Source organism: Terriglobales bacterium (assembly GCA_035454605.1).
Lineage (GTDB): Bacteria > Acidobacteriota > Terriglobia > Terriglobales > Acidobacteriaceae > DATMAB01.
This window is the reverse complement of the sequence record DATIGQ010000136.1, coordinates 1-3,165: the sequence shown is the minus strand read 5'-3', so window position 1 is coordinate 3,165 and position 3,165 is coordinate 1. Positions and strand designations below refer to the sequence as shown.

4 protein-coding genes are annotated in these 3,165 nt (G+C 64.9%); 2 read left to right on the top strand and 2 right to left on the bottom strand.

Translation table 11 applies throughout. The annotated features are described in order from the left end of the window. Together VLE48_10020 and VLE48_10015 are read left to right on the top strand one after the other, a co-directional pair. The coding region (locus tag VLE48_10020; protein HSA93335.1) for a dehydrogenase E1 component subunit alpha/beta at nucleotides 1–1,759 on the top strand (1,759 nt) is incomplete at its 5' end. Between the two features lie 19 nt (nucleotides 1,760–1,778). Beyond that, nucleotides 1,779–1,907: a hypothetical protein gene (locus VLE48_10015; GenBank protein HSA93334.1), complete on the top strand. Its 129-nt coding sequence runs from the start codon at nucleotides 1,779–1,781 to the stop codon at nucleotides 1,905–1,907. Between the two features lie 42 nt (nucleotides 1,908–1,949). On the opposite strand, the gene VLE48_10010 is transcribed toward VLE48_10015, so the two are convergent. Together VLE48_10010 and VLE48_10005 are read right to left on the bottom strand one after the other, a co-directional pair. Further along, nucleotides 1,950–2,876 (bottom strand): CPBP family intramembrane glutamic endopeptidase, encoded by a 927-nt coding sequence (locus VLE48_10010; GenBank protein HSA93333.1) that lies wholly within the window; start codon nucleotides 2,874–2,876, stop codon nucleotides 1,950–1,952. Between the two features lie 9 nt (nucleotides 2,877–2,885). Beyond that, nucleotides 2,886–3,165, bottom strand: a 280-nt coding sequence (locus VLE48_10005) for a DoxX family protein (GenBank protein ID HSA93332.1), incomplete at its 5' end; no start/stop codon positions are given.

The following is a 3,165-nucleotide window of genomic DNA, read 5'->3' as shown; positions in this document are numbered from 1 at the left end:
CGAAGGCGACTATCGCCAGTTCAAGGACGTGACCTTCCAGGGCGACGAAGTCGTGTACGTCTCCGCGGGTGACGGCACCACCAGCGAGGGCGAGTTCTGGGAAGCGATGAACTCCGCCGCCAACCTCAAGCTGCCGGTGTTGTTTCTGATCGAGGACAACGAGTACGCCATCTCCGTGCCGGTGGAAGTGGGCACGGCGGGCGGCAGCGTCTCCAAGCTTGTCTGCGGCTTTCCCAACTTTCACTTCGTGGAGGTCGACGGCACCGATCCGGTGGCCAGCTACGCCGCGCTCAGCAAGGCGGTGGAGTATTGCCGCGCCGGGAACGGCCCGGCGTTCGTGCATGCGCACGTGATCCGTCCGTACTCGCATTCGCTTTCGGACGACGAGCGGCTCTACCGGCCGGAATCCGAGCGGCAGAAGGAGGCGCAGCGCGATCCCATCACGCGCATGCAGATGTTCCTGATCCGCGAGAACATCCTCGATGAGAAGGGCATCAACAAGCTGGAAAAAGAAGTGGACGAAGAGATACAGGAAGCGACCGACCGCGCGCTGGCCGCCGCGCCGCCCACGACGGACTCCATCACGCGCTTTGTGTATTCTCCCGACCTCGACCCGACCTCTTCCGCCTTCGACAGCGCTCCGGTTGCCGGCGGCGATAGCGCCACCCTCGATTGGCAGGCCACCTATTCCGGCACCGTGGCCGACAAGCCGCAGCCGGCCACCGGCGCTGAAAAGACCATGGCCGACCTGATCAATGCCTGCCTGAAGGACGAGATGCGCCGCGACCCGCGCGTCGTCGTCTTCGGCGAAGACGTGGCCGACTGCAGCCGCGAGGAGTACCTGAAGAAGAAGCTCATCAAAGGCAAGGGCGGGGTATTCAAACTGACCGCCGGGTTGCAGACGGAGTTCGGAAGCGAGCGCGCGTTCAATTCGCCGCTGGCGGAGGCCAACATCGTGGGCCGCGCCGTGGGCATGGCTACGCGCGGGCTGAAGCCGGTGGTGGAGGTGCAGTTCTTCGACTACATCTGGCCGGCGATGATGCAACTGCGCAACGAGCTCCCGCTCATGCGCTGGCGCTCGAACGGCAATTTTTCCTCTCCCGCAGTGGTGCGCGTGGCCATCGGCGGCTACCTCACCGGCGGCGCCATCTATCACTCGCAGTGCGGCGAGAGCCTGTTTACGCACACGCCGGGCATGCGCGTGGTCTTCCCGTCCAATGCGCTGGACGCCAACGGCCTGCTGCGCACCGCTATCCGCTGCGACGACCCGGTGCTGTTCCTGGAGCACAAGCGCTTGTACCGCGAGCCTTTCGGGCGCGCGCCCTATCCCGGACCGGAGCACATGATCCCGTTCGGTAAGGCGCGGGTGTGGAAAGAAGGCAGCGATCTTACCGTGATCACTTACGGCGCAGTGGTGCCGCGCGCGCTGCAGGCGGCGCAACGCATCGAGCGCGAACAGGGGCTGAGCGTCGAGATCGTCGACCTGCGCACCCTGAGCCCGTACGATTGGGAGGCGATCGCGGCGTCCGTGCGTAAGACCAACCGCGTCCTTGTGGCCCACGAAGACACGCTGAGCTGGGGCTACGGAGCGGAGATCGTGGCCCGCATTGCCGATGAGCTGTTCGATGAGCTGGATGCGCCGGTGAAACGCGTGGCCGCCATGGATACTTTCGTGGCCTATCAGCCGCTGCTCGAGGACGAGATCCTGCCGCAGGCCGACGACCTCTACCGCGCCATGGAGGAGCTGGCGAAATTCTAGCCCGCAACCTGGAGATGCCGTGTTCAGCCCGGAAGAAGGGGAGTTCGCCTTCGGCGTCACCTGGCAGCAGGTCGTGCGCCATGTCGTGATCAGCGTGACCGCCACATTCCTCGCCTGGTGGGCGCTCAAGAAATACTGGAAAAAATGACGGTCAGCGTGGGCCTCCGCCACGAGCGGCGTGCCATTCCAGCTAGGCGAGATGCCAGGCCTTGAGGAAAGGCAGCAGGTTGGGGATCAGGTCGGCGGCGGCGTGCACGATCACCACGACCGCCAGGTTGCGCGTTCGCGACCACAGCACGCCCAGGAAGATTCCTGACACCGACGTGATGACGATCGAGTAGGCAAGCGCGCTGCCCAGCGAGGGCGAGGCGCCCAACGCTTCGCCGGTGACGGCCGTGCGCAGATAGAGTCCCGGTGCGTGGACCAGCCCGAACAGCGCCGAGGCCGCGATAATTCCGCTCAGTTCGGAACCGAAGACGCGCGCCAGGCGGGTCTGCAGCAGGACGCGGAAGAAGAACTCTTCTACCAGCCCGACTTCAAGGGCGAGCCAAACCAAAGCCAGCGGCACCGCCACCACCGCCACCCAGATGGGAACCTGCGCCTGGCTCAGGTCGCGCAGGCCTCGTCCCAGCACGCCCTGCATGAGGAGGCCGGCGAGCGACATCCACAACGCCGGTTTGATCTGCTTCCAACGGACTCCCACCGGCGCGAGCTCGCTCACCTTGTAGTGCCAACCCCGAAGGAGTATGAGGCCGGGAATCACGACGACCATCGCAAGCTTGGCGGCCGCCATGGCGAGGGATTGTGCAGGTTCGTTGGGAAATGAGCTACGCAAGGCGCCGAGTCCCCATACCAGGAACGCCGCCAGAGGCAACATCCACAGGAGGAGCACGGCGAGTTCCGCTCCCGGCGACCGCACAGCCAGCGGCAGGGCTTCCACCTTGCGCGTGAACAGCAGCGCCAGCAGGGAAAACAGGACACCAACGAGAGCCAGTATGGCGATGGCTTCCGCGGGCTCGAAGTCTGGCTGACGGCTCAGCTGCCAGAGCGCGGCGGCATATATGGCGACGTAGGCGAGGAGAACCTTATTGCGGAGGGCGTCGAGTAGGGTACGCATGGTTCATTCCTACCTGCGGCGGCCGGTTGCCGGACGCGACTTGTTGTCAATCGACCAGGGGCCCGCGCCGAAGAAGACCAGCGCCAGCGCCAGCGTGGCATGCGAGAGATACGCATCATACCCGGCCAGGCCCTCGCGGAAGTGAATGCGGAGTCCGATGCCCATGAAGACGAGAATGATGGCCGCTGCGACGCGCGTTTGCAATCCGATAACGAGCATCGCCGCCGCAAGGAGTTCTACCCAGGAGGCAGCCGGTGCCAGCCAGTTCGGTAATCCAAGAGGAGTCAGG